The following is a 25,525-nucleotide window of genomic DNA, read 5'->3' as shown; positions in this document are numbered from 1 at the left end:
TGCTTTTTAATGGAGGATAGATATGGAAAGGCGACGAGATATTCCACCTTCGTCTGTACAGGGTTCAAGCCGGAGCGCCATCGGGCTGGAATGGTTCGCACGGATTGCCGCCGTTGCCGCCGTAGTGCTGCTGGTGCTCGTACTGGGAGCGTTGGAACGAGGTAGGATCGTGCAAGCGAGCGCTAAGGGGATCGTAGACGATTTCCACACAGCGAATGATTTCTTCGCGGAACGGGCGGATTTTGGCTCACCGGCAACAGCCAGGAAGCAGCTACAGGAGTTGCGTAGCGTGCTGGTGAAACTACAGAACCAGACTGAGAAGGACGTGTCGGCGCTCAGCGCGACGGTGCCAGATGTCCAACGGCTGCTGGAGGCCGGGCAAGGCGATGTTCGAATTGCGCACCGGCTGGACAGCACGGCGACGGTGCTGCGTGGGTACGCAGCCGATCTTCGCCAGGTGGCGGTGAACGCGGACGACACGGTGAGTGCGGTGAATGGCGAGGTGGAACGGTCGATCGCCCTCGTTGTCGCTCTGAACAATGAGCTGGCTGAGATAGAACGGAAGCTGGCGGCAGTCCCTGCTCGGCCGGAGTCGGGAGGCGATGGCTGATGTTGCTTGCGAAGAAGACATGGTGGGTAGTGACGCTGGTGCTCACCGGCGCGGTGGCCGGAACGATCGCGGTGACCACGGCGTTTGTTCCGGGTGTCGACGACATCAAGGACCCGCTGGGCCGCCCGTCGGGCTTGGCTAAAGAGGTGATCTTTTCGGCCAGCGAGTTCGATCGGTTGACGGGAATTCTTGTCCCGAAGCACAGCGAGTTGAGTGAGCGTATCGGGGTGTTGAACGGCGTGGCGACGGAGTTGGCCGCGGTCGTCGACGAGGCGGGGACGCTGGCGCCCGTATCGGCGCAAATCAACAGCGACACCGATGACGTGGTGAACATCGCGGACCCGCTACCGAGGCGGATTGGCGACGTGACCGAACGAGCGGAACAGGCCAATGCCACCGTATCGGCGTTGGGGCAATCGGTCGGTTCGGTGACGTATGAGCTCCGACGCGTGTTGGCGGCGCAGAAAGTCGTATACGGCTCCTTACAGACGCTGGGCCCACGGGCAGAAGAGATCAGGAAGACGCTCCAGGAGATCGAGAAATCGTCGGAGCACGTTGCCCCGTTCTCGCCGCTGATTCAACTGCTGTCTGAAGTGGATACGACTGGGCTGTCGGTACTGGGCGGCGGACGATAACGACGCGGGAAACTATAGATCGAAGGGACATCACGTATGTTTCCAATATCATGGGCGGTTGCGTTCGTAGCCGGCGTGGGTGCGCTGGTGGGGGTCCTTGTCGTAACAAACGATCTGGCCGTGACCAATGCTGTGTTCAAGGACGGGGTCGTGCAGGCCAAGATCGTCAATTCGACCACCGACAAGGCCCTGCAGGCCGGTGAGGAGTTACCGGCCGCGCACGAGGCGCTCGAGAGGAGCATGCCCGAAGTTACCGGAACGCTGGGCGAGTTGCATCGGGCGCAAGGTACGCTGGGCGTTTTGGGACAGCAACTGGATGAACTTGGCATTGTCTTGCAGAGCGCGGACAAGCCGCTACGTGAGATCATCGGGTCGGCGGACAAGGCGAGTGGACTGGCTAAGGATGCGACGGTACCCGCGGCGAATATCGTGGCGACGCTGGGGAAAGCTGACAAAAACATTCGCGCCCTGGGTCCGTTGCTTGATGAAACCAAGCAGAGATCTGCACGGATCGAGGCGAAGTTGCGCTGGCTTCGTTTGATCCCTAAGCTGCCAGCCGGTTGAGGAGAGCCCGTCACGGGGGATAAGCCCTGGGCCCGGTGGTGCGTGACCGGGCCCAGGGCTATCTGTGATGACGCGTCGTGTCCGGCGCGGTCCTGAGAACTGTGTACGGCGTGTAGCGCTCGAGATCTGCCGGTTGGCCGGGGGCGGATATACCCGAGTTGGCTCACATTAGTGCCCTACGGCCTGGGTGTGGATGGCGTCGAGAATCTGCTGGACTGGGCTGCCCCGTGTTTTCCGGACTGGTGAGTTTGTGTCCTTTTATGCCGCGAACTGCTGATTCAGGTATTCGTTGCGGACTTCGTGCGGAGTTTTGTATCCCAGTGCTGAATGGATTCGTCGCCGATTGTAGTGAAGTTCGATATAGCGGGCAATATCAGTCGAAGCCCTTTTTCGTGTGGGATACACCATATGATGAACGCGCTCGTTTTTGAGGCTGGCGAAGAACGACTCGGCGAGCGCGTTATCCCAACAAATCCCGGTGCGACCGAGGGAATGTCGCAAATCGAGTTCATCCAGTTTCGCGCGATATTCGGCCGATGTATATTGGGTGCCGCGATCGCTGTGCATAATACAGCCCGACTCAAGCGTGTGATTTCGTGCGGCCATGTCGAGGGCGTCGGTGACCAATTCGGTGCGCATGTGATCGGCCATCGCGTAGCCGATGACCTCGTTGTTGAAACAATCAATCACGGTCGCCAAATACAGCCAGCCCTGCCAGGTGGAAATGAACGTGATGTCGCCGACCAGCTTGGCCCCGGGCCGGTTGGCGGTGAAGTTCCGCTCGACCAGATCTGGCACGCCGTCGGGCTGTTCAGCGCTGCGGACGGTGGTGGTGCGGTACGGCTTCAGCTGCACCGTGACCAGGCCCATCTCGCGCATGAGTTGGCGGACCGTCTCGTCATCGACCCGCTCACCAGCACGGACGAGCTCGGCATGGATCCGCCGGTAACCGTAGGTGCCGCCGAAGAGGTCAAACAGTGTCTCAATCTTGGTCTTGAGCAGTTCGCGGCGCCGCTCGGTCGCCGACGGCGGCCGGCGAAACCACTCGTAGTAGCCCGATTTCGACACATCCAGCCACGCCAGCATCTGCGTCAGGGTGGGAGCGTCCGCCACATTATGGCCCTTGTTGTGCGCGTACTCGGCGGCGATGAACTCGTACTTCTCGCTCACCGCTGCTCCCTCGCAAAGTACGCTGCCGCTTTTTTCAAAAAGGACAGTTCCATCTCCTGCTCGCGCACCCGGCGACGCAGTTCGGCGAGTTCGGCACGCTCAGACAATTCCAGCGGCGGCTCGTCCCCGGCGTGATCCTCGCGGTATTTCTTCACCCAATTAGCTAGGGTCGTTTCCCCGAGACCGTACTCGCGAGCGACCTCAGCGATCGGACGCTGCCCTTCCACAACCAGCTTCGCCGCCTGCTCACGAAATTCAGGCGTGTACTTCTGATACTTCCTTGCCACGAACCAACATCCCTTCCAGAACGGACCCTATGCGGTCCACAGTCCGGGAAATAACGGGCACCCCAGACGTCGTCGGGTAGTGGGTCGGCGGCGGTGATGGTCTGCTCGCCTGCCTGGATTTCGATGGTGCGGTAGCGGCGGGCCGTGCGGACGAATTTTCTGATGGACCAGCCTGTGCGGTTTTCGATCCAGCGGCTGATCGCGAGGGCGGCGAACACGATGGTCAGGTGGGCCTCGATCGAGTCCCGCGTGCGATGAAAAATGGGTCTGGCAGCCAGGTCACTCTTTGCCATCCGAAAGCTCTTCTCGATGTGGAACAGGTGGTGGTAGGCGTCGATGACCTGCCCAGCGGTGGGGTCGGCGATGTTGGTGACATAGCCTTTGATGCCCGCCAGAGCGCGGGCCTTGGCCTCCAACTCGCGGTTGACGGTCTTGGTGGCGTCGGCGAGTTTGACGAACCGGTTTCGCTTGACCGCGATCTTGCCGGCGACGGCTTGTTCGGCTTTGCGGACCTGCTCGTCGATGCCTTTGAGTGTGCGCCGGGCCCGGTCGTGTTTGTACTGGTAGTACCGCATCTGGTTCTTGCGTTTGTCTTTCGGTCCGGCCGGCCAGGGTTGAACGAACACGTGCCCGTCCGGGATTGGCTCGCCCGGATGCTTGCGGCGCCACTCGTCGACCACGTACGGAACCTCGCCGATCTTCATGCCGAGGATGAACGACAGGCCCTCGGCCTCGATCGCCTTCATGTTCTTCTCCGAGATCATGCCGGCGTCGGCGACGATGACGACATCGTCGAGTTTGCGGGTGGCCATGAACGCCTTGATCACCGGCAGCATCGTGGTCGTCTCGGCCGCGTTCCCTTCGAACGCGTTGACCATCAACGGAAACCCTGCGGCGTCGGTGAGCAACCCGACGGTGATCTGCGGTTCCAGGCGACGTTCCTTGGAGTTATGCCGAGATCGGCATAACTCCAATTACGCCGTGGTCTCGGTTATGCCGAGGTGGCTGGCTTTGTGGGGTGTTCGTGCTGGTCATCGGGCTGGGCGGGCCCTGCCCGCGCGGCATAACCGGCACGGGAGGCTGAATGGTCATAGTCGTTCGAGGAAGTCGATGAGGTCATCAGAGGGTCGGTAGCGTCCAGGGCTTGTGTTCGGTGCGCGGACGCGGGCGAGGGCACGCTCTTTGATGGTCATGTCGGCGTGCAGATAGATGTGGGTGGTCGCTGCGCTTTGGTGGCCGAGCCAGAGAGCGATGACGGAGGTGTCGACGCCCGCTCTCAAACTGGTAGAGAGCATTGTTCCGGCGTTGCGATTTGCCCTTTTTGATCTTGGATGGTGTGTGGCTATTCGCAGGGTTGGTGATTGCGGGTTCGGGCGAGTTCGGCGGCGTAGCGGTTCCAGTCGCCTCCGGCTTGGTGCATCCATTTCGTGGCTGTGGTGGGGTGCAGGTTCAGCAGGTCGGCGAGCACGGCGGCGGGGACTTGCGCTGCCAGGTCGAGCAGGGCGGCTCGTCGGCCGGCCTGGGTGGAGATGCCGAGCGCGCGTAGCCGGTGCGCCAGATGGGAGGCGGTGATGGGCCGGCCGGGCAGCCCACCGGGAAACAGCCAGGGCGTCTGGGCTGGTGAGCCGATCGCGGTATGGGGCTTGCCCTCGGCGATGAGCCGGAGCAGCAGCTCACCCAGCGGTTCGGGGACCGGGACGTCGTGCTGGCCGAAGCGGACGAACACGTCTGGGCCGCGCTGGCTGACCTGGTCGGTGGTCATGACGGCGATGCGGGATTGCTGCTGGCCGAATAGCAGCAGGAAACAGCCGGCGACCCGGTCGATGGTGGCGAGGTGATCGTCGTGGAGCAGGGTGGCGACCTGTTCCCATCGCTGATCGGCGGCGGTGGCGGTGCCGGTGCGACGCTCGGGCTCGGCAACGGTGAACTCGTCGCAATGCCGGTGTTCGGCTGCCCAGAGGACGAAGTCCCGCACGTGAGAGGCCGCTGGATCGGTGGTGAGCCACTGGTCGATGTCGGCCTGAGAGCAGTCGGCCAGCGTAGTGTCTTTCGCGGCGAGCCAGGTCAGAAAGGCGACGGCGGCCTTGATGTTGTTTCTGGCGTGGGCGGTGTAGGTGCGTGGCGCTGGCCGGGCTTCGGTGCCGCGGCGCAGCCGCCGCAGCACCCGCCAGGTGGCGAAGGCCTGCACGAGCCGCCGATGCTCGGCGATGTCGATGGTGGCGAGCAGGGCGGCCAGCCATTTCTCGGTGCGGGCCAGTTGCTCGTCCCGGGGTGGCAGGACGCCGCCGGCGACGAGCATGTGCCGCAGGTAGTCGGCGGCACGGGCCTGCGGGTGGGTGTCCAGGGCCTGGTGGCTGGCCGCCAGGCGCCCGGAGGCGACGTCGGCGAGCAGGCTCGCGGCGGCACCCTGGCGCAGCCAGTTCAGCGCGGCGCGTGGGGTGCGGGCCGCGCAGATCGCCTCGAACACGGCGGTCAGCTCGGCCGGGACCTGGCCGGTGCCGCCGGAGAGCAGGTGGGCGGCGCGGCGGCGCAGGCTGCAGGCCGCGCAACGGTTTTTCTCGTAGAGCTTGTCCTCCATACCGCAGTCGCCGCAGGCGTGGGTGACCGGTATCCCGGCGCAGTCGGCGCAGGTGGTGGCGCCCGGCCCAGGCGGGAAGACCAGCCGTCGCTGGTTCCCGCACCCCGCGCAGCGTCCCCGATGGCGCAGCGCCGCGGTGTAGCAGGGGTCGCACACGGGTCCCTCATCCCAGCGGACCGTGGGTGGGCGGTCGTGGCCGCAGCGGGCGCACGTGGCGGTGGCCCGGGGTGTGCACGTCACGCAGATCGGCGCGTCACTGGCGGCGAAGTTGCATTCCGCCGCTGGCCGCACACGCTGCAGACCGCGTGCGGCATCCGGTAGCAGTTCACGCAGATGTCCGGCTGGCCGTCGCGAGCCCGCGCGGCGATCGAGGTGATCTTGTGACAGCGGCCGCACTTGCGCCGCCCCCGTTCGCGTCGGCGGCACCGCTCGCAGATCGCCTCGCCGGTGTTGGTGCGACCCGCGACCGGTTTGACCATGCCGCAGCGCACGCACTCGGCGGGGTTGGCGTGGTGCGCGCACCGAGCGCACATGCCGCCGCGCTCGGTGACGCTCAACGGTCGCCCGGTGCGGCCGCAGACCGCGCACCTCGGCTCGGTCACGGTGGTGGCGCCCCGAGCGATCAGCTCGGTGACCAGCCGCCCCACCGCGGGTGGGGCACCCTGGGCGAGTGCGTCCGGGTTGGACTCCAACGCTGCGGCCAGGCTGCGCCACACCGCAGGGTTGGTCGCGACCGCATCCACCGCCGCCGCCACATCCTGTGTGGACAGTGATGTTTCGACCGCGCTCACCCGGGCGATGATCTGCTCGCGCCGGCAGGGCGAGCAGATCCGGTCCGGGCCCGCGGGCATCGCGTGCCCGACCGGGCAGCGGGATGTGCCGGTCACGTCCTACTCCGCAGGCACAGGCAGGATCCGGGCGCGGCGGGGCCGCGGCCGCTGTCCCTTCGGCGGGGCCGCCGCCGTCGTGTTCTTCGCCGACGCAGGGACCGGTTCGATCAGGTCGTCGGCCCGGCAGCCGAGGATGTCGCACAACGCCACCAGCACGGCCAGGTTGAGCCGCTCCGGGGTGCCGGTCACCAACCGATACACCTGCTCTCGGGACAACCTGACGCCGCGTTCGGCCAGCAGCGGCACCAGGTCGGTGGTGGCGAACATCCCGGCCTCGGCCATCAGCCTGCGCAAATGCCACACGTACTCGATCTTGTTCGTCATCGCTCGCCGTCCCCATCCTTCTCGTAGGCGCGGGCCAGCGCCGCCTTGAGCATCCGGTTGCGGGCATCGGCGCCGACCGTCGTGTACACCGCTGTCGTGGACGCCCACGAGTGTCCTACCTGCTGCTGCACGAACAGCGGGTCCGTGCCGTCCTCGATCAGATGCGACACGTACGAGTGACGCAGCGAATGCACCGAAAGATCATCCGGGAGATCGGCCATCCTGCGGAACTGGGCGAAGCGGTCATCGATCTGGCGCAGCGAGATCCGATCGCCGCGTTCGGTCAACCACACCGCCGGATGCCGGTCACAGCCGTAGAGGGGTCGCACCTCCTCCAGGTACTGCCGGACCGTCTCGGCCGCCCACGGCACCACCGTAGCCACCGCCCGCCGTCGCGGCGGGCTGCCCCGCATCGCCTTGCCGTAGCGGACATGCAGCACCCCGAACCCGCCCAGCTCCGGCGCGGCCGGGTTGACCGCGAAATCGGCCACGTCCAGCATCGCCGCCTCCCGGCGTCGCAGCCCCCACCCATAGACCACCTTGAACAAGCAGGCATCACGGAAGGTGGCCAGCCATCCCTTACGCCGCGACGCCGCCGCCCGCTCCACCCGATCATCGGCGGCATCGAAGAACGCCTGCAACTCCTGCCGGGTCAGCGGCCGACGCTGCGGACGACCCTCCGAGTCGGCCACGTGCACGGCCATGTTGTCCTCGTGGCACACCTGCACTGGCCGAGCACCGACCCGCTGCTCACACTCGGCGATCCAGCCATAGCGCGGATCGCAGGCATAGGCCAGGAACATCGCCAGCGCGCCCTGATAGGTACGCACCGTCGAGTGCGCCCAGCCACCCGCGGCCGTCCACGCCTCCACCTGCGCCGACGTCCACTGCCACGGCCAGCCGGCGACCTCCGCGAACCGGCGCACCACCCGTTCCCGGCCATCGATCAGCGAACCGCTCAACCGACGGCTGGCCTGCTGGCGACGCCAGCCCTCCAGCATCGCGTCGAACAACGCCGGCTCTGGCCGCAACGGCGTCGTCCCATCGACCAGCACCAGCGCCGCCGAGCCCACCGCTCGCTCCGCCACCCGAAACCTCCCACACACAAGCCGTGACTAAACGCAACAGATCAACACTCAGTGCAACAGAAATGGATGACGCATCGTGGCACCAGACGCAACCGGCGACCTTCACACGCAGGTCACACGGCGTGTCCGGCAAACGCTGCACCCGCCTCACCAAGACGGCCGTGACCAGGAATCCCAGGTAGGCAGCCTTCACACAAACCGCGGAATGATGCATCAAATGCAATTCCGCTCATTTGCAGGGCCATCGCCGCGGTGTGCCGCAGGGTGTGCGGGGTGACGTGCTTGGCCCTGATGGACGGGCAGACGAGGGCGGCGGTGGCGGCGTGCTTGGCGACGAGCCGTTGAACGGCGTCGGAAGACATCCGGGTTCCTTGGCGTGTGGGGAAGGCTGGACCGCTGGGCGTGGGTCCGGCCTCTGGTAGCCAGGCGCGCAGCACGGCTACGGTCTGCCGGGTCAGCGGGGTGGCGCGTTCCTTTCGGCCTTTGCCCGTGGTGTGGACGGCGGCTCCGGGCGTCGTGGTGGTGATGTCCTGGATGGTCAACCCGGTTATCTCGGTGAGGCGAAGTCCTGTCTGAACGGCGGTGAGGAGCAGAGCGTGGTCCCGTCGTCCGTACCAGGTAGTGCGGTCCGGCGCCGCCAGGAGGGTGTCGGTCTCCGGGCCGGTCAGGTAGGACACGACTGCCCGGTCGTGACGGCGTTGCGGGATCGCCAGGACCTGGCTCGCGGTGTGCGCTCGGTCGGGGATGAGTGGCAGCGCGTAGCGGTAGAAGGAATGGATCGCGGCCAGGCGTGCGTTGCGGGTCGCCGTGCTGTTGTGTCGTTCGCTGTCGAGGTAGTTGAGGAACGCGCCGATGGTGACGGCGTCGAGGTCGTCGAGCGTCAGGCGGGATGGCGGCTTCTTCGTCTTGTTCGCGGCGAAGAGCAGCAGGAGCTTGATCGTGTCCCGGTAGGCCGAGACGGTTTGCGGGCTGGCCTGCAGTTGCCGGGCCAGTCGTTCGGTGAAGAACCCTTGGAGCAACGATGTGACGGTCGGCGCGGTCATGACGTCGACTCCGTGGTGGGCGCGCCTGCTCGGGCGTCGAGGCGGCGTGCGGCGTGGGCGAGCAGTTCGGGTACTGCGTGCAGATACCAGTAGGTAGAGGTGGGATCGACGTGTCCGAGCCAGGTCGACAGCAGTGGTAGGCGCTGTTGAACGTCGTGGCCGTCGCGGTACCAGTCGAGCATCGTGGTCACGGCGAAGGTGTGCCGCAGATCGTGGACTCTGGGCGGTCTGTGCCCAGGTTCGGTGGTGATGCCGGCTGCGGCGACGAGGTGTTTGAAGGTGGCGCCCAGCCTGTCCGGGTTGATCGCCTCGCGCCGGCTGTTGACGAAGACAGCGGGACAGGCTCTCGCCGTGGTCCCGACCCAGTCATGCCGAACCTGCAGGTAGTGGCCCAGAACCGTGGCAGTGGTCGGGTGGATGAACACGAGCCTGGACTTGTCGAACTTCGTCTCCAGTACCTGGATCACGCCGTTGGTCAGGTCGATGTCGCTGACAGTCAGGTGGCAGGCCTCGCCGGGGCGCATCCCCGTGGCTGCGAGCAGGCCGATCAGCGTTCGCCACGTCACCGCCTTGAACTGCGGGGACAAGGTGTCCGCGGCTGCCAGCAGCGCCAAGATCTCACTTTCGCTGAACACGTTTGGTTCCTTGGGCCGGTATCGCCGGTTGCAGATCGCCTCGGGAGGGATCTGCGTGGCCGGGTCCAGCGCGTGCTGATGTCGGGCGAAGATCCGCACCGCGTCCATCCTGCGGGCGAACAGGGCGTCGCTGACGGGAACCTTGATCGTCGCGGTGGCCCATTCCACCGCGAGGTCGTTCTGGACGCGGGTGGCTCCGCGCGCCTCGCAGAACGCGACGAAGCTCAACAGCAGCTTGCTCAGGCCTTCGAGCTTGAATCCCATCGCCCGGCGCGTGGCGAGGTAGTCGGTGACGTTCTCGCGCAGCGTGCTCATGGCGATGCTCCTGGCCACGGTCGAGCCAGACTCCGAGCAGCGTCATCGGAAACTGCGGCACCAGGTGCGGTGCCGGGCCAAGGCCGGGCCAGCGGTCGCAGAGCAACATCATCGACCTTGGCGTAGATCGCGGTGGACCTCGCGCTCCGGTGGCGCAGCACCTGCCCCGCCTCCGGGAGTGACGCCCCGCTCCGCAGCATGGCGGAGGCTAGCGAGTGACGCAGACGGTGCGCACCGATCCGGGCGAGCCCGGCACTCTGGCATGCGCTGCCCACGACATGGCCGATCGCCCCCGGCGACAGAGGCCGACCGCGCGGTCTGAGCGTGGTGAACACCGACCGCGTCGCGCACTCGGGCCTCCCATCGGTTAGCCATGCGACTATCGCTTCTCCCGGCTCCGCCGGCAGGGGCAGGCGTTCGACCCGGTTGCTCTTGCCGACAATGGCGAGTTCTCCGGCACGCCAATCAATGTCGTCCAGGCGAAGGCCTGCGACCTCACCTCGCCGGAGCCCGAGTCGGGCTAGCAGCAGCAAGATCGCGTAGTCGCGCCGGCTCGTGGCCGTGAACCGCGAACGCGCGGCAACTGCCAGTAGGTGCTCAAGGTCCGCTGCCGGCACCGATCTCGGCAGCGACGCCAAGTGCCAGCCCGAGGACGATGGAACCGCGCCCCACAGTTCGGCAGACGTTCGACCAGTCGCGTGCACGAACCTCAGGAACGAGCGCACAGACCTCGCCATCGATTTCGCCGAGTTCGTGTTGCGATCCCGGCAGTACTCGACCATGAACGCAGTGACGGTCCCCGCGTCCAAAAGACGCACAGACACCTGCTTGGGCTGGGGAAGCGCCGCCACGAACTGTTCAGCGTGCCAGCAGTAGTTCTGGACGGTGATCGGCGCCAGTCCGCGCTGGCGGTCCAGCCACCCTCCGAACTCCACGAGCAGGTCGTCGCTCACCAAAGCCGCGCCCTCTCTGCGGACGTCGGCGGTGCTTACCGGGTCCATGTGTTCCTCCTCCTGATAGGCCAACCAGAGCACCACCAGACAGGCACACCATGGCTCGCGCCGCGAGGGTTATGCCGCGCAGGCCGGGCCCGCCCAGCCCGATGACCAGCACGAACACCCCACAAAGCCAGCCACCTCGGCATAACCGAGACCACGGCGTAATTCGAGAACCCGGACTCGCGGAACCCGTCCCCGGTGTCGGCCTCGAAGTAGAGAGTTGTCACATCGTAAAGCAGCAACGTCGCAGGTCCCAGGCCTACATGGTGGGCGCACAGGGCCGCCAGCCGCTCCCGCCACTCGTCCTGGGCGTACGCGGGCAGGCGGCGTTTGACCGTGGCATACGACGGCGGCCCGATCCCGATCTCTTCCAGCACCCGCAACGAGTCGAGCTTGCTGGTCGGCTCGACGATCCGCGCCAACACCAAGCACCTGAACACCTCATCACCATCGGCGGCGACATCGAAGCCCAGCGCGTCGTAGACGTGTGCGAGGGCGTCCCACAGGTGGCCCATCCGCGACGCCGTGATCGGCAACGGGCCACCCGCCTCCGGCGGCGCGTTCAGCCCCAGGTCCAACTCGCCCTGGCCAGCCACCATGCGCTGCCGGGCGGCCGCCTTCAGCAGCTCCAGCTCCGCGTCGTCATGTGCCGAGCCGATGTGCTCGATCCGGCGTGAGCCCGTGCGGCGGGAGTACACGATCTGCACCGCCCGGGCACCCGAGGCGGTCTTCACAGTGCGAATGTGCGGCACCCGACCACCCTAGAACCCGCTGCTTAGTGCCCCAATTTCACCGACCACCTCAGCGAACCCGCTGGTCAGCAAACCGCGACCGATCCAGGACACGATCCGTGAGCCAAGTCAGGTGAGAACTGTGTACGGCGTGTAGCGCTCGAGATCTGCCGGTTGGCCGGGGGCGGATATACGGTCGATCCGATGGGATTCGCAACTGCTTTGTGCAGGCCCGGTGTTGTTCCTCAAAACGGAACGTCTGTGGGGGTGGGGCCTGCTGCCAGGCACACTGAAAAAGACACACCGTCTGGGTGTCAAAGTCTACCTGCAGCTCGATGACGATCTGGGCCTGATGGCTTACCCGGACTCGAAAGGGATAAGGGGAAAATAGCATGCCAGGAAACCAGCAGCCGTGCCCAGGCGTATGGGGCGGTGTGCTGAGAGGCCCGCGTGATATGGCGAAAGCTGGATTGCCTGAACCTCAGTCTCCAGAAGGTGCAACGCAACACCCGCCGGAAAGACGCCTGAAACCGGCGCCGCCCCTGCGACAAGATGGCAAGGGACTTGCCGCAAACCTCCGGGGATGGAGCGATATCTAATGAGGATATTTAAGGAGACGAACGGGGCGCCTACGTCACGGTAGACACGTATGACAGAGACGAACGTGGGATCGCCTACGGAGCGCGAGCTCTATGGCGACAGAGTGCCCGCAGTAGTCGCAGAAGTCACGACCTGCCAAGGAGGACGGGAAGGCCGTCCGCAGGGCGAAGGGGCACAGGTGATTTGACACCAAATAATCGAGAGGTATGCGAAATGCAAAATGCCGAAACGGTGCTAGGTGTCCTCCGTGAACGAGGCAGGAAAGGCCTGCCGTGCAACGAACTGTATCGACAACTGTTCAATCAGCAGCTGTACTTGACGGCGTACGGGCGGATATACTCTAACCACGGAGCAATGACGCCAGGCGCCACACAGGAAACCGCGGACGGCATGTCTATGGAGAAAATCGATCGCATCATTGATGCGATGCGCCACGAGCGCTACCGATTCGCTCCGGTACGACGGACATACATCCCGAAAAAGAACGGGAAGCTGCGTCCGTTGGGCCTGCCAACGTGGTCGGACAAGCTGGTCGGTGAGGTCGTGCGCCTCCTGCTGGAGGCATACTACGAGCCGCAGTTCTCTGACCGGTCGCATGGGTTCCGTCCCGGTCGCGGCTGTCACACCGCGCTGCGGGAGATAGCCAACACCTGGACAGGAACCACATGGTTCATCGAGGGAGACATCTCTGATTGTTTTTCACGTCTTGACCACGAAATAATGGTCAAGATCCTGTCAGAGAAGATCCACGACAACCGATTCCTGCGGCTAGTGCGCAACATGCTATCAGCCGGGTACTTAGAAGACTGGAAGTGGAACGCCACGCTTTCCGGCGCGCCGCAAGGCGGGGTCGTTTCACCTGTTCTGTCGAATATTTACCTGCACAAGTTGGACGCTTATGTCGAGACAGTTCTGATCCCGCAATACACCCAGGGGATCACTCGGAGGCGGAACCCTGACTATGTCAGGACCACCTACAAACTGAGGCGGGCGCGCAAGAACGGGGACCGGGCGCAAGTCCGGAACCTGCGCCGGCAACAGCGCATTGTGCCTACGGGCGATCCGTACGATCCGGGATACCGCAGGCTCCATTATTCGCGGTACGCCGATGATCATTTGCTGGGTTTCATCGGGCCAAAGGTCGAAGCCGAGGCAATCAGAGATCAGTTGGCAGCGTTCCTGCGTGATGAACTCAAGCTGGAACTCAACCACGATAAGACACTGATCACGCACGCCCGTACCCGGGCGGCACGATACCTCGGCTACGAGATCATCACCCAACACAACGACAGCAAGGTCACCGTCAGCGGCAGGTCCGTGAACGGGAAGATCGCGCTGCGAGTGCCACGTGATGTGATCACGGCCAAGTGCGCCCCCTACCGACGCCACGGTAAACCCTGGCATCGGACGGCCATGCAGAATCTTGACGACTACGACATCGTCAGGACCTACGGGGCCGAATACCGGGGTGTAGTCCAGTACTATCTGCTCGCCGTCGACGTCTGGCGCCTTGATCGGCTACGCCTGGACGCCCAGACATCGATGCTCAAGACCCTCGCGGCAAAGCACCAGTCCACGGTAAGCAAGATCGCGGCCCGGCATAAGGCCAAGATCGAAACGCCACACGGGCTGCGCACCTGCTTTGAAGCCAAGGTCATGCGCGAGGGCAAGCAGCCGCTGGTCGCCCGGTTCGGTGGGATACCGCTAAAGCGCGACAGGAAGGCGGTCCTGGAGGACCGCATCCCTGACCGGACGCCAGTCCCGCGCAAGGAGCTGATCAGACGGCTCCTGGCGAAAAGATGCGAGTTATGCAAAAGCCCGGGCACGGTGGTCGTGCACCAGGTCCGCAAGCTCGCCAGCCTCGGCACAACCGGTCACGGCCAGCCCGCCTGGGCGGCATTGATGGCAAAGAAACGGAGAAAGACCCTCGTGGTCTGCCACCCCTGCCACGACGCCATCCACCACGGGCAACCAGCCACAGCCACGGCATAAGTCACTGGAGAGCTACGTGCATCGAAAGGTGCCCGCGTGGTTCGGAGGGAAGCTGCGCGGTCAAGGACCTGCAACGGCAGGCACCTCGCCGCGCAGCTCACCCTATCCGTGGCAGCGGACGTGCGCACCGGTGCCGAGGTGCAGGTCGCCGTGGGTGAGACTGGTCAACTCCGAGACGTCGACCGCTAACCAGGAACCTGCAAGACCATCCGGAATCGGGCGTCACCTGCCATCATCCGATCGTAGGCGGCCGCCGCCTCGGCGAGAGGCCGGATCTCGATCATCGGGCGAACCCCGTTCAGCACAGAGAACGCCATGGTGTCCTCGGAGTCTTTGGCCGTCCCCGAGGCGTGGCCAGCAATGGATTGGTAGGGGGCGATCATCAGCGCCGGCACGATGTATACCGGGTCCGTCGCAGCCCCGACAAGAATGAAACGGCCCCGACGCCCGAGACCGCCCATCACGGCGTTGACGGCATCGGCGCTGGGCACCGTCGAGAGAACCACTGTCGCTCCGCCCATGGTGGCGAGGGCGGCACCGGGGTCTCCAGCGGTCGAATCGATGTACTCGTGCGCCCCACACTTCCTGGCCAGGTCAGCCTTTCCGGTCCCGCGATCGATGGCGACAGTCTCGAAGCCCATCTTCGCCGCGTACTGTACTCCGAGGTGCCCAAGTCCCCCCGATACCCAGGATGGCCACCCGGTCGCCCGGGCGGGCGTTGCTGTGGCGGAGGGCGTTGAAAGTCGTGAGCCCGGCGCACAGCAGCGGCGCTGCCTCCTCTGCGGAGAGAGCGTCGGGGATGGCGGCCAAGGCGCTCTGGGGCACCACGATGTACTCGGCGTAGCCGCCGTCCCGCCAGATCCCTGGGACGGCGGTGTTCTCGCAGCCCATGAGGTCACCCAGCCTGCACGGGTCGCACCACCCGCAGTTGCCGCCGAACCAGCCCACGCCGACCCGCTGGCCGACCCTCCAGGGGCGAACGTCGTCGCCAAGGGCATCGACCACTCCGGCGATCTCGTGGCCGGGGATCAATGGCCAGGTCATCCCGGGGAATCCGCCTTCCTTGGCGAAGAAGTCGCTATGGCAGACCCCGCATGCCTCGATCCGAACCCGTACCTCACCCCGCCCCGGCTCCGGAATCTCCCGGCTAGTCAGTTCCCAGTCTGCTCCGGCCTCGGGTACCTGCATCACACACATTGTTGTCATGCGGATGCAGCCTAAGCCTTCGGGCGGTACAAATGGCGCTCTATCGCGGGATGCAGCATTGATCTGCTGGTTTCCGATATCGGAGGGCCCAGCCGCCTATCCAGCCCGGTCCCTTTCAGACACCACAGCCCCGATGGGCCGTTCGGGCGAAACCGTCTGCTCGCACCTTGGCTTGTGGGAAGTCGTGTGGATGATGACATGTCCGGTATTGCCGTTGACCTCAATGTCGTCGCCGTTACGAATGGTGTGAGTGGCGTAGGCGACGGCGGTGACGGTTGGAACTTGATACTCACGGCCGACGATGGCCGCGTGGGAGAGGGTTCCGCCGTTGTCGCAGACGCACGCGGCGATCTTACTGAAGGCTGGCGTCCAGTTTGGCGAAGTCGATTCACAGACGAGTACCTCTCCTGGACGCACGCGATGCAGCTCATCGGCGTGGGTGAGAACTATGGCACGTCCGCGGGCGATTCCCTTGGCAGCTGGGAGGCCGGTCAGCGTGGTGAGTGGATCCCTTTTGGGACTCCTTTCGTTATTGTGAGCACTGTGTACCGACGAAAGAAAATTCTGATTCAAACCGAAGATCTCGATTAGGATCGGATCATTGACGGTGTCGGGCACGGCACCGAGCACCTTGGGAATTTTTGTTCGGCGTTGCGCCCAGTGCTCGAAGTACTGTCGTCGCAGTTCTATCAGTCTGCGGAATTGATCATATCCGGTCTCGCCAGACGTAATTGCCATGAGCTCCGGCCAGAACAGGAAGAGCGTGTCGTCGGGTCGGTCGGCTCCGGTCATCTCGGCAACGCGCAGTGCGCCCCAGCGAAGCGGCAGCGAGACTCGCAGGTCGATGTAGTGGTTGTGATCGTCTTGCCACCAAGGGAAGTTCGCCATCTGGCAAGAAGCCAGCCCCGCGTCGAACACCCGCTGTTCCTCGGCGGTGAGCCGAGTACGGGCTGCGTCAATGGCTTCCTCGCGTTCGGCGACCGCGTGCTCGTGTGCCGCCTGGAAGTCGTGATCGGTGTCCCGTTCCATAAATGTTTTGATGATTCCAAGGGGAGGAGTGGGATCCTCAACCCACGACGGCAGCGCCACGTCGCACGCCCCTTCCGTGCGGTGGCCGTGCACACGCAAGAACTCGTCGAATTCACTGAGCCAGCTCGTGGCCTTTCCGCCGCGAGCGGCTAGTTCGGCGCGTAACAGGGGCGCATCTGTTCGGGCGAACACCTCCCGCAGACCTGCCGTGCGGGCCCGTCGGGTCAGATCCCACAAGGCGCGGTCGGTATCCATGATCGCAGTGTTGTAGCCCTGTAGGAACTTCGCGATCTGACCAGGGTCCAGTCCCATTTCCACACAGTTGGTATGAAACTCGACATAGTTCGCGAGCAGCGGATACATCATCTCGAAATGAATCTCAAAAGCGCGCTTGTGGAACCGGCGAGCTTGTAGCAGATACCGGCTTAGCTCAGCCAACGACAGGCTAGGTAAGTCAGTACCCTTCAGGTGCTTCCACCACCTGTTGATCTCGTCCCGCCGGGTTGTCCAGATGCTGTCGAACCGCCGGAGGAACCGGGGCAGTGTGCGCTGTAGCCGCCTGTTCCGTTCCGCCATCTCCCACGCGTCCTCGACGTCGATCGTGGCTGCGTAGGTGTGGGTGCCCCCAATCCGTTGTGCAATTCCCCGCCCGGACGGCAGAGGCAAAGATTCGGCGGCTGACTGCGTCCCCCACGAGTAACCATCCGTGTTCCACAGCAGGCCCAGTGGTGTGAGACCGCGAGGCCAGTGGAAGTCGAGGAACCAAAACCGCCCCTCATCGGCTTTGGTGAACCTACCAAAACGCTCAACAATCCATGGAGCGTGGTCGAACGCTCCAGCGAAGCCGGGATATCCCTCGTCTTGGACGAACTCGTCCAAGGGAACCACCATGCTCATCAAGCGCTCCTCAGGATTCGACCGCGGTCCCTGAGCCCACGATACATACAACTAGCACCCTATCCAGACGAATCGTAACCCGAGTGTCATCATCAAGGTGGGTGGACAACGCCGACGGTGTCGCGTTGGACCACACTGCGTAGATCGGCGTGCCGCCGGACGCGCCGCAGCTGCTGCCTGCGATCAGGCGGAGCATCTCCCGCACAGGCAAGCCACACCGGGCGGTTACCGTCGACCACGGCTATGGTGAGACCAGTGCCGCACATCACGGGTCGGTCCGCCGGTTGATCAAATGGCGAATCGGCTCCGGAAGCAGAATCATCACCCTTAAATGCGACTATGGCTGGGACCGCAACCGCCCGAATGGCATCGACGGCGCTCGAATTTGGTGTGGACCCGCCGTCTTCGCCCAAAACCATACCGAAAGTCAGGAACCTAGCCAGCTGACCGGGGCCCAACGCACACGCCCAGACGCTAACGCCGCAAACGATCGCAGGCCACCTACACGCACCAACCGACTTTCTCAGATCGAAGTAGCTATGCGGAGGTGCTCGAGCCAGTTCCACATGCACACGTAAGCAGCTTGCGCTCGAATGCTGTCAACGCAGTGTGCGGGAGAGGGCGAGCGCGGTGGTGCGGACGGCTGGGGCGAGGCGTTCGGTGCGTATGCGGTTGACCGACCCGGCGACGGAGATGGCGGCCACGGCGTGACCTGCGGCGTCGAGGATCGGGCTGGCCACGCAGACGGTGCCGATGCTGGACTCCTCGCGCTCGTAGGCGGTGCCCTCGTCCCTGATCTTGGCGAGCTGGCGACGGAGCAGGGCAGGTGAGGTGATGGTGCGCCTGCTGATGCGGGGCAGTCCGCCTGAGAGCACCTCGTCCACGACGCCGTCGGGGGAGAACGCGAGGATGGCCTTGCCGACACCGGTGGCGTGTGCGGGGAACCGTCCGCCGATGCGGGACGGCAGTCTCGGCGCGTCCGGGCCGCGCAGCACGTCGAGGTAGACGACCTCGACGCCTTCCAGCACGGCGAGGTGGACGGTGTTGTGGGTGGCCTCGCGAAGGTCCGCGAGTAGTGGTCGGGCGGTGTCGACGAGTCCGCGTTGGCGGACGGCGAGCTGTCCGATCTCGAACAGCTTCAGCCCGAGCCGCAGGGCGGTGCCGTCGTGTTCCAGCAGCCCGTGCTCAGTTAGGTGCTGCGACAGGCGGTGGACGCTGGTCTTCGGCAATCCGGTTCGTCGGGCGAGTTCGGAGACGCCGAGCGCGTCGTCGCCGGGCCGGAAGGCCGCCAGCAGCGCGGCCAACCGCGCGGCCGTCGCGGCATCGCCTGACGAGACGTCGTGGTTCCGCTCAGCGGTACGCATCCGTTGAGTGTGCCGCACCAGAGCGCGCACCGTAAGAGCCATGAGTACGGACACAGCCGTGGCCGCGATCGTCGGCCCGGGCAACATCGGAACCGACCTGCTGGCGAAGCTCCGTCGCAGCGCGCTGGTCGACGTGCGGTACATGGTCGGCGTCGTGCCGGAGTCCGACGGGCTCACCCGCGCGGCGGAACTCGGGCTGGAGACGTCGGCCGAGGGGGTCGACTGGCTGCTGAGTCGCGACCGGCTGCCGGACCTGGTGTTCGAGGCGACGTCGGCGAAGGCGCATGCCGCCAACGCGCCGCGCTACGCCGAAGCGGGCATCACCGCCGTCGACCTCACCCCGGCGGCGCTCGGGCCGTTCACCTGTCCGGTGGTCAACATCGGGGACCAGTTCGACGCGCCGAACATCAACATGATCACCTGCGGCGGGCAGGCGACGATTCCGATCGTGCACGCCGTCTCGCGCGTCACGCCGGTGCCGTACGCCGAGATCGTGGCGTCGGTGTCGTCGCGCTCGGCCGGCCCCGGTACGCGCGCCAACATCGATGAGTTCACCGAGACCACGGCGGCGGGCATCGAGAAGGTCGGCGGCGCGGAGGAGGGCAAGGCGATCATCATCATCAACCCCGTCGAGCCGCCGATGATCATGCGCGACACCGTGTTCTGCGCCATCGACCCGGACGCCGACCGCGACGCGATCAGCGAGTCCATCCACCGCATGGTCTCCGACGTCCAGGTCTACGTGCCGGGCTACCGGCTCAAGGCCGACCCGCAGTTCGACGACCCGCAGCCGAACTGGAACGGCCGAGCGCGGGTCGCGGTGTTCCTCGAGGTCGCGGGCAACGGCGACTACCTGCCCACCTACGCGGGCAACCTCGACATCATGACCGCCGCCGCCTCACGCGCTGGCGAACTGTTGGCCGACAAGATCATCTCCGACCGGAAGGCGGTGCGGGCCTGATGGGCACGTGGGACGACACCGAGCGCGAGGTCCGGCTCGTCGACACCTCCCTGCGCGACGGCAGCCACGCCATGGCGCACCAGTTCACCGAGGCCAACGTCCGCGACACCGTGCGGGCGCTGGACGACGCCGGGGTGTCGCTCATCGAGGTCAGCCACGGCGACGGCCTCGGCGGGTCGACGTTCAACTACGGCTTCTCGCTGGTCGACGAACGCAAGCTCATCGAAGCCGCCGTGGACGAGGCCCAACGCGCCAAGATCGCCGTGCTCCTGCTGCCCGGCCTCGGCACGGTCACCGACCTGCGCGCGGCCGCCGATCTGGGTGCGGGGGCAGTGCGCATCGCGACCCACTGCACCGAGGCCGACGTCTCCATCCAGCACTTCCAGGCCGCCCGCGACCTGGGACTTGAGACCGTCGGGTTCCTGATGCTCTCGCACATGTCCACGCCGGACGAGCTGGCCAAGCAGGGCCGGATCATGGTCGACGCCGGGTGCCAGTGCGTATACGTCGTCGACTCGGCGGGGGCGCTGATCCTGGAGGACGCCGCCGACCGGGTGGCAGCGCTGGTCGCGGAGTTCGACGGCACGGCGCAGGTCGGCTACCACGGCCACCAGAACCTGTCGTTCGGCGTCGCCAACTCGGTGCTGGCCTACCGGGCGGGCGCCCGGCAGATCGACGGCTCGCTGGTCGCGCTCGGCGCCGGCGCGGGTAACTCGCCGACCGAGGTGCTCGCGGCGACGTTCCACCGGCTCGGTATCGACACCGGCGTCGACAAGGACATCCTGATGGACGCCGCCGAGAACGTCGTCAAGCCGTTCATCACCCGGCTACCGGTGATGGACCGCTCCTCGATCGTGCAGGGCGTCGCCGGGGTGTACTCGTCGTTCCTGCTGCACGCCGAACGCGCCGCCGAACGCTACGGCGTACCAGCGCACGAGATCCTGTACCGCTGCGGCGAACGCCGCTACGTCGGCGGCCAGGAGGACATGATCATCAACATCGCGCTCGAGATCGCCGAAGAGCACAAGGCCACGACGACGTAACAACCCATTGTGCCAGCAGCAGGAGCGTCAGAGCTGGTTGCTGACACGGAAAGAGTCAGAGGGTACGCATGATCAGGGAGAATGGAACGGCAGGCTCGGGTTCCGCGATCCTGGTTGATTTGTGTTCGTGGATCACCCGGGTACGCGGTGAGCGGGGATGGCGCCGGGCAATCCGGTTGTTGCGACTCGGTCTGGTTGGTGCAGCTGTACCGCGCTGCGGGGCTGGTGGCGCGGCCGGCCGAGGCAACGCGGGCTCTGTACGAGTGCCCACCGCCGATCCGATAAATGGAGTTCCGCGATGACATCCACAGTCACGGCCGAACGCGACGCCACCGAGCTGGCGCGATACTTGATGGTGATCAACGGTGAACGCGTCGAGGCTCATTCGGGCGCCCGCTTCGAGTCGCTGGACCCGTATCGCCAGGAGCCGTGGGCCAGCGCACCGGATGCGGCCGAATCCGATGTCGACGACGCCGTTGCTGCGGCACGAGCGGCCTTGCGCGGCCCGTGGGGTTCATATACCGGCTTCCAACGCGCCGCACTGCTGCGCCAGTTCGGTGACCTCATTGCCCGCGACGCCGCCCAGCTGTCGGAGTTGGAGACCCGCGACTCCGGCAAGCTGCTGCGCGAGATGTCCGGACAGCTCGCCTACATTCCGCAATGGTTCTACTACTACGCTGGCCTGGCTGACAAGCTCGAAGGCGCCACCATTCCCTCCGACAAGCCGAACTTCTTCGCCTACACCCGGCACGAGCCGGTCGGCGTCGTCGCAGCCATAGTGCCGTGGAACTCGCCTCTGCTGCTGCTGTGCTGGAAGCTCGCGCCCGCGCTGGCGGCCGGGTGCACATTCGTGGTCAAACCGAGCGACTACACGCCTGCGACGGCCATCGAGCTGGCCGGTCTGATCGAGGAAGCCGGGTTCCCCGCTGGGGTGTACAACGTCGTCACCGGCGTCGGCCCCGTCGCGGGACGGGCGCTGGCTGGGCATCCCGGGGTAGACAAGGTCGCCTTTACCGGGTCGACCGCCACCGGCATCAGCGTCGCGCACTCAGCCGCCGACAACCTCAGCCGGGTCACCTTGGAGCTGGGCGGTAAGTCGGCGCAGGTGGTCTTCGCCGACGCCGACCTTGCCGCCGCCGCGAACGGAGTCATCGCCGGCGTGTTTGCAGCGTCCGGGCAGACCTGCATGGCGGGTGCCCGGCTGCTGGTCCAGCAGCGGGTACACGACGACCTGGTCCAGCGCGTGGTGCGGCGAGCGGAGTCGATCAAACTCGGTGACCCGATGGATACCGACACCGAAATGGGCCCCTTGGCCAACGCCGCCCAGTTCGACAAGGTGACCGCTCTACTCAAGACCGCGACCAACGACGGTGCCACCATCGTCGCTGGCGGGACAGCGGATACCGAACAGAGCGGATTGTTCGTACGACCGACGGTGCTGACCGATGTCGGGCCGACCATGGAGATCTGCCGGGAGGAGGTGTTCGGTCCGGTGCTCGTGGTCATTCCGTTCGAAGACGAAGAGGAGGCTATCGCGCTCGCGAATGACTCCCGCTACGGGCTCGCGGGGGCGGTGTGGACCAAGGACGCGCACCGCGCACACCGCGTGGCCCATCAATTGCGCGCCGGCACGGTGTGGATCAACGCCTACCGCACCATCGGGCCGAATGTGCCCTTTGGTGGTTTTGGCTACAGCGGACTCGGTCGTGAAAATGGCATAGACGCCGTCCACGAATACACTGAAACTAAGTCAATCTGGGTTGAGCTGGCTGGAGCCACGCGGGATCCATTCACGTTGGGTTAATCGCACGCTCGGCAAATGCTGCGCGCACCGAGGAATGACGGTAATGATCGTGGTGAATAGCGCCAACGGTCATTATCGTAGTCGTTTGTTGAAACTATGCGACTAGACCAAGATCTTGGTCCGGTCGGCGCAGGAATACACATATCTTGGACAGAAATCGCGGTAGTTCCGCACCGCCGCTGGCGGTAGCTTTCTATTGGACCGTTCGATGTGGCGAGAATGCGACAGATCGGATGATGAATCATCGAGGCCAGTGAGGTGCAAGAGAATGAGCGGGCTGAAGCTGTTTGCGCCTGAGTGGTGCGACCGGTCAAAGGAAGCGGTGAACGCCGGCGAAGCGATGTACATGGGCATCAAGGACCCCGATAGTTTCACGAATAAGATGGCGTTCACCTGCTCCGATGTCGACCTGGCCTGCCATCTGGATTGGGAGATGGCCAAGGTCGTGCAGTGGATACCGCCGCTGTTCAACGAAGGCGACCTCTGGCTGATCATCACCGCCGACTCACGCAGCGGGTACGGGTATCAACCCGAGCGACCGCGCACTCAGATCTTCCCCTGTCGTGTCAACGGCGGCGTAATCCACGTCGCCGCCCCTTGAACGATGGGAGTCGACGTGTATACGGTCATCGCAAACTATCGCGCAGCGCCTGGACGAGGCGAGGACGTGGCTGTGGCCCTCAAGCCGCACATTCGCGCCACCCGAGACGAACCCGGGTGCGTTGGCTTCACCGTGAACCGCTCCATCGAGGACCCGGACGTCTTCGCGCTGTACGAAGAGTACCTAGACAAGGCGGCCTTCAAGTCTCACGTGGACAGCGCGCACTACCAGAAGTACGTGATCGGCGAGGTCCGGCCGCTCCTGCGGGAACGGTCCGTCTCATTCTATCGGACGGTCGAACCATGACGGCCACGATCCCGACTCACCGTCGAGGAGGCCACGATGGTTGAACTCCACTTCGTAGTCATCGTCGGTGGCGACAGTTGCGCGGGAGTGGCCCGCACGTGGGTACGTGAGCAAGGGCTCGATGGCACATCACGCTTGTAGGTGAGGAGGCCGTGCTGTGTTCGATGCTCGTGAGCCACTCGGTCAGGAATTGATCGACCGTGCAGTTGCGGGCCGTGATGGTGCGCCCGCGCGCCAGGTCGGTCTCGAATCCCCCTCGGTAGACGCGCTGGCGTTGGCCCGTCACGACGTCGGAACCGGCCGAGACTGCGTAGGCCCAGGTCTTGCCGCGTCGATACACCGAGATGCCGGGGACTTTGTGCCCATTCCTGCTGGTCATTGGCCGCCACCTCCCTTGTTGAATCTGTCAGCGATGGCGCAGCCACGCGGCAGCGCCATCGTGGTGGCCGGTTCAGGATCGTTGACTCGTCGATCCGCTGGGCAGAGACGGCTGAAGTCGAGCACAGATGGAAGGCCCCAGTGTTTCGAAGGCCCCAGTGTTGCGCCACCAGGGCGGAGATCGTGCTCCCCGACAGAGGAATTACGTGAGCGTCCACAGCAAGAGGCAGGAGGCGCCACGCCAGCCCACGTGACGGCGCGGTGGCTAGCTTCGATTCCGTTCCGCTGCAGGGGTCGGCAACCGGCTGTGTGCATGCGCTTGCTGCACCCGCCCGTGAGGTCTAGCTTTGCGTTCTTGGGACGGGGTGATGCGTGTGGACGGTGACGTGCGTAGCTCGTACGACGCACAGGCGCGCGAGGCTCACGAATACATCGCGAGAATGTACGACGAGGCCCTCACCGCCCTCAGGCGCATGCACGCTGAGACGATCACCGCCCTCAGCCTGCCTGCATGGCCCGCCCTGGCAGATAGCTCCGACCATAGCCGACGGCACCCCCGCCCAAATGCTGAACAACGATAACGCAACAGTCGCAGAAAATCAGCCCGGTGATTGTGTGGCGAGCCGCTGCTGGTCAGGTCAGGAAGACCAGGCGGAATTTGCCGATCTGTATCTCATCGCTGCCGGTGAGGATTGCCGCGTCTACCTGTTGGCGGTTGAGGTAGGTGCCGTTGAGGCTGCCGCAGTCGGTAACGACGAACTCCCCGTCGTCGTCGCGATGGAATTCCACGTGGCGGCGTGACACCGTGACATCGTCAAGGAAAATGTCGCTGTCCGGATGGCGACCGGCGGTGGTCACGTCGCGGTCGAGCAGGAACCGCGATCCTGCGTTCGACCCCCGCTCGACCACCAGCGGGGCGGCGCCAACGGGCAGGTCCTCACGGCCGGGCACCGGTGGCTCGGGTGTCGGCGGTGCGTCGGCGTCGGCTTGAAAGTCGGGGCGAAAGAACGAGGTCCGCCTGTCAATCTGACGGCGTTGTACTCATGGCGACGCAGCTCGAGTTCGGCTTCGAGCTCGCCGGGGTGGCGGATCTTTTCCAAGTGCGGCCATTCGCTCTTGACGTGCCCGAACAGCGTCTCGATCCATGCCTGATCGGTCGGGGTGCCGGGGCGGCCGAACTGCTGGGCGATGGCGACGCCGGCGAGGAACTCGCGGGTGGTGTGGCTGCGCATCTCGGCGGTCCACAGCGGCGAGCTCGCACCTGCGCATGCCGGTGGTGGCGGCGAGTACCCACATGCCGGCGAAGCGGTCGTGGTGGGCGACGTCAAGCCATCGTGCAAGCTCCTCCACGGTCCACGGCGAGGGTCGGTTCCTTGCGCGGGGTGCTCGTGGGAGGCGGGCGTGCTTGGCGGGGTTGGCTGGGAGTATTGCCAGGCGACCGCGTCGCGGAACGCGCTGTGCAGGAGCTGGTGAATG

General features: G+C 65.1%; 23 protein-coding genes and 2 pseudogenes. 10 read left to right on the top strand and 15 right to left on the bottom strand.

Going from position 1 to position 25,525, the window contains the following annotated elements; all coding sequences use genetic code 11:
* Nucleotides 1–22: 22 nt before the first annotated feature.
* The 3 genes from ACFQGD_RS27435 to ACFQGD_RS27425 all read left to right on the top strand — a co-directional run bounded on the left by ACFQGD_RS27435 (nt 23) and on the right by ACFQGD_RS27425 (nt 1,809).
* The gene (locus ACFQGD_RS27435) at nt 23–610 is read left to right on the top strand and encodes a hypothetical protein (protein WP_345399048.1); all 588 of its coding nucleotides are present in this window, start codon (nt 23–25) and stop codon (nt 608–610) included.
* The gene (locus ACFQGD_RS27430) at nt 610–1,245 is read left to right on the top strand and encodes a hypothetical protein (RefSeq protein WP_345399051.1); all 636 of its coding nucleotides are present in this window, start codon (nt 610–612) and stop codon (nt 1,243–1,245) included. The genes ACFQGD_RS27435 and ACFQGD_RS27430 overlap by 1 nt, the downstream gene beginning before the upstream one ends.
* A 75-nt stretch (nt 1,246–1,320) precedes the next feature.
* On the top strand, nt 1,321–1,809 hold the full coding sequence (locus ACFQGD_RS27425) for a hypothetical protein (RefSeq protein ID WP_345399054.1): 489 nt from the start codon (nt 1,321–1,323) through the stop codon (nt 1,807–1,809).
* A 258-nt stretch (nt 1,810–2,067) separates the two neighbouring features.
* On the opposite strand, the gene ACFQGD_RS27420 is transcribed toward ACFQGD_RS27425, so the two are convergent.
* From ACFQGD_RS27420 to ACFQGD_RS27375, 10 genes and pseudogenes are all read right to left on the bottom strand, one after another.
* A protein-coding gene (locus ACFQGD_RS27420; RefSeq protein WP_345398863.1) for an IS3 family transposase occupies nt 2,068–3,266 on the bottom strand; the annotation gives its coding sequence in 2 pieces (ribosomal slippage) (nt 2,068–3,008 and nt 3,008–3,266; 1,200 coding nt in all).
* Nucleotides 3,267–3,331: 65 nt separating this feature from the next.
* Nucleotides 3,332–4,213, bottom strand: a pseudogene (locus ACFQGD_RS27415) (IS1634 family transposase); the annotation flags it as partial.
* Between the two features lie 395 nt (nt 4,214–4,608).
* Nucleotides 4,609–6,000 (bottom strand): hypothetical protein, encoded by a 1,392-nt coding sequence (locus ACFQGD_RS27410; RefSeq protein ID WP_390221110.1) that lies wholly within the window; start codon nt 5,998–6,000, stop codon nt 4,609–4,611.
* Between the two features lie 80 nt (nt 6,001–6,080).
* Nucleotides 6,081–6,731 carry a hypothetical protein gene (locus ACFQGD_RS27405; protein WP_390221109.1) on the bottom strand — a complete coding sequence of 217 codons (651 nt, stop codon included), beginning with the start codon at nt 6,729–6,731 and terminating at the stop codon, nt 6,081–6,083.
* Between the two features lie 3 nt (nt 6,732–6,734).
* On the bottom strand, nt 6,735–7,058 hold the full coding sequence (locus ACFQGD_RS27400) for a helix-turn-helix domain-containing protein (RefSeq protein WP_345398950.1): 324 nt from the start codon (nt 7,056–7,058) through the stop codon (nt 6,735–6,737).
* A complete protein-coding gene (locus ACFQGD_RS27395) occupies nt 7,055–8,146 on the bottom strand; it encodes a tyrosine-type recombinase/integrase (RefSeq protein WP_345398953.1) in 1,092 nt (363 codons plus the stop codon). The genes ACFQGD_RS27400 and ACFQGD_RS27395 overlap by 4 nt, the downstream gene beginning before the upstream one ends.
* Before the next feature lie 113 nt (nt 8,147–8,259).
* A complete protein-coding gene (locus ACFQGD_RS27390) occupies nt 8,260–9,189 on the bottom strand; it encodes a tyrosine-type recombinase/integrase (protein ID WP_390183580.1) in 930 nt (309 codons plus the stop codon).
* Entirely contained in the window at nt 9,186–10,139 is a 954-nt protein-coding gene (locus ACFQGD_RS27385) for a tyrosine-type recombinase/integrase (RefSeq protein ID WP_345393851.1), read from the bottom strand. Before ACFQGD_RS27385 ends, ACFQGD_RS27390 begins: the two co-directional genes overlap by 4 nt.
* The gene (locus ACFQGD_RS27380; protein WP_345393848.1) at nt 10,136–11,140 is read right to left on the bottom strand and encodes a tyrosine-type recombinase/integrase; all 1,005 of its coding nucleotides are present in this window, start codon (nt 11,138–11,140) and stop codon (nt 10,136–10,138) included. Before ACFQGD_RS27380 ends, ACFQGD_RS27385 begins: the two co-directional genes overlap by 4 nt.
* Nucleotides 11,141–11,304: 164 nt before the next feature.
* Nucleotides 11,305–11,889 (bottom strand): annotated as a pseudogene (locus tag ACFQGD_RS27375) (IS1634 family transposase); the annotation flags it as partial.
* A gap of 933 nt (nt 11,890–12,822) precedes the next feature.
* Here ACFQGD_RS27375 and ACFQGD_RS27370 point away from each other — a divergent pair.
* The gene (locus ACFQGD_RS27370) at nt 12,823–14,460 is read left to right on the top strand and encodes a reverse transcriptase/maturase family protein (RefSeq protein WP_345393845.1); all 1,638 of its coding nucleotides are present in this window, start codon (nt 12,823–12,825) and stop codon (nt 14,458–14,460) included.
* A 36-nt stretch (nt 14,461–14,496) separates the two neighbouring features.
* Nucleotides 14,497–14,649, top strand: coding sequence for a hypothetical protein (locus ACFQGD_RS27365; RefSeq protein WP_345393842.1), 153 nt, complete (start codon nt 14,497–14,499; stop codon nt 14,647–14,649).
* Here ACFQGD_RS27365 and ACFQGD_RS27360 read toward each other — a convergent pair.
* The 4 genes from ACFQGD_RS27360 to ACFQGD_RS27345 all read right to left on the bottom strand — a co-directional run bounded on the left by ACFQGD_RS27360 (nt 14,646) and on the right by ACFQGD_RS27345 (nt 18,956).
* Entirely contained in the window at nt 14,646–15,101 is a 456-nt protein-coding gene (locus tag ACFQGD_RS27360) for a zinc-binding dehydrogenase (protein ID WP_345393839.1), read from the bottom strand. The genes ACFQGD_RS27365 and ACFQGD_RS27360 overlap by 4 nt on opposite strands.
* Nucleotides 15,055–15,648, bottom strand: coding sequence for an alcohol dehydrogenase catalytic domain-containing protein (locus ACFQGD_RS27355; protein WP_390221108.1), 594 nt, complete (start codon nt 15,646–15,648; stop codon nt 15,055–15,057). Before ACFQGD_RS27355 ends, ACFQGD_RS27360 begins: the two co-directional genes overlap by 47 nt.
* 114 nt (nt 15,649–15,762) lie before the next feature.
* Nucleotides 15,763–17,592, bottom strand: coding sequence for a PEP-utilizing enzyme (locus ACFQGD_RS27350; RefSeq protein ID WP_345393833.1), 1,830 nt, complete (start codon nt 17,590–17,592; stop codon nt 15,763–15,765).
* Between the two features lie 599 nt (nt 17,593–18,191).
* On the bottom strand, nt 18,192–18,956 hold the full coding sequence (locus tag ACFQGD_RS27345) for an IclR family transcriptional regulator (protein WP_345393830.1): 765 nt from the start codon (nt 18,954–18,956) through the stop codon (nt 18,192–18,194).
* A 40-nt stretch (nt 18,957–18,996) separates the two neighbouring features.
* On the opposite strand from ACFQGD_RS27345, the gene ACFQGD_RS27340 reads away from it, so the two are divergent.
* The 5 genes from ACFQGD_RS27340 to ACFQGD_RS27320 all read left to right on the top strand — a co-directional run bounded on the left by ACFQGD_RS27340 (nt 18,997) and on the right by ACFQGD_RS27320 (nt 23,671).
* A complete protein-coding gene (locus tag ACFQGD_RS27340; protein ID WP_345393827.1) occupies nt 18,997–19,917 on the top strand; it encodes an acetaldehyde dehydrogenase (acetylating) in 921 nt (306 codons plus the stop codon).
* On the top strand, nt 19,917–20,960 hold the full coding sequence (gene dmpG, locus ACFQGD_RS27335) for a 4-hydroxy-2-oxovalerate aldolase (protein WP_345393824.1): 1,044 nt from the start codon (nt 19,917–19,919) through the stop codon (nt 20,958–20,960). Before ACFQGD_RS27340 ends, dmpG begins: the two co-directional genes overlap by 1 nt.
* A gap of 298 nt (nt 20,961–21,258) precedes the next feature.
* A complete protein-coding gene (locus ACFQGD_RS27330) occupies nt 21,259–22,764 on the top strand; it encodes an aldehyde dehydrogenase (protein WP_345393821.1) in 1,506 nt (501 codons plus the stop codon).
* Nucleotides 22,765–23,032: 268 nt separating this feature from the next.
* Nucleotides 23,033–23,365 (top strand): hypothetical protein, encoded by a 333-nt coding sequence (locus ACFQGD_RS27325; RefSeq protein WP_345393818.1) that lies wholly within the window; start codon nt 23,033–23,035, stop codon nt 23,363–23,365.
* Between the two features lie 3 nt (nt 23,366–23,368).
* Complete coding sequence (locus ACFQGD_RS27320) at nt 23,369–23,671, top strand: putative quinol monooxygenase (RefSeq protein ID WP_345393815.1); 303 nt, start codon at nt 23,369–23,371, stop codon at nt 23,669–23,671.
* Between the two features lie 1,011 nt (nt 23,672–24,682).
* Here ACFQGD_RS27320 and ACFQGD_RS27315 read toward each other — a convergent pair.
* A complete protein-coding gene (locus ACFQGD_RS27315; RefSeq protein WP_345393865.1) occupies nt 24,683–25,075 on the bottom strand; it encodes an FHA domain-containing protein in 393 nt (130 codons plus the stop codon).
* Nucleotides 25,076–25,525 lie beyond the last annotated feature (450 nt).

It is taken from the genome of Haloechinothrix salitolerans (genome assembly GCF_042662605.1).
Classification (GTDB): domain Bacteria; phylum Actinomycetota; class Actinomycetes; order Mycobacteriales; family Pseudonocardiaceae; genus Haloechinothrix_A; species Haloechinothrix_A salitolerans.
This window is presented reverse-complemented; position numbering and strand designations above follow the sequence as displayed.